At 48.6% G+C, this 831-nt stretch carries 1 protein-coding gene; it reads right to left on the reverse strand.

Going from position 1 to position 831, the window contains the following annotated elements; genetic code table 11:
• A partial coding sequence (gene hemB, locus ACTHUR_RS13035) for a porphobilinogen synthase (protein WP_440398930.1) occupies positions 1–731 on the reverse strand: 731 nt, incomplete at its 3' end.
• Positions 732–831: the final 100 nt, after the last annotated feature.

Consider the following 831-nt stretch of genomic DNA (forward strand, 5'->3'; position numbering starts at 1 on the left):
GCTACTTCGTGCAAGGCTTCATTAGTGTTTGCAGGGTCCATTTGGTAGGTTTTCTTGTCTGCCTTACCCAAATTGCCGGAGCTGCCGACGGCGTCGCGGAACGGGCCGTAGAACGCCGAAGCATATTTTGCCGAATACGCCATGATGCGCGTATGGATATGGCCGGCATCTTCTAAGGCTTCGCGGATGGCAAGAATACGTCCGTCCATCATGTCGGATGGGGCAATGACTTGTGCGCCTGCATCGGCATGACACAAAGCCTGTTTTACCAAAACTTCAATGGTTTCATCGTTGAGGACATAGCCATTTTCATCGGTTAAACCGTCTTGGCCGTGAATGGTATAAGGGTCCAAGGCAACGTCGGTCATGATACCCAGCTCTGGGAATTTCTCGCGCAGGGTTCGTACTACTGTCGGCACCAAGCCTGCAGGGTTATAAGCTTCCTCAGCAAACTCGGTTTTGTTTTGCGTTACCACGGGAAACAAAGCCAGCATAGGAATGCCGAGCTTCAGTGCTTCTTCAGCGGTAAACAACAATTTGTCCAAACTTTGGCGTTTGACACCCGGCATGGATGGGACTGCCTCTTCCTGATTCTGGCCTTCCAATACAAAAACCGGATAGATTAAATCATCTGCCGTCAAAGTATGCTCGCGCATCAGACGACGTGAAAAATCGTCTTTACGCATACGGCGCATACGGGTGTTTGAGACATAACGCGGAGGGAAATTCATAATAATTGCCTTTAAATGATGAAGTCTTAAAATCAGTCTTCGACTTGACGTATGGCTTTGACCGAACGTTTAATTTCGCTGAGCGTATCGGTTTTATAAC

Source organism: Neisseria sp. P0021.S007, from assembly GCF_051956855.1.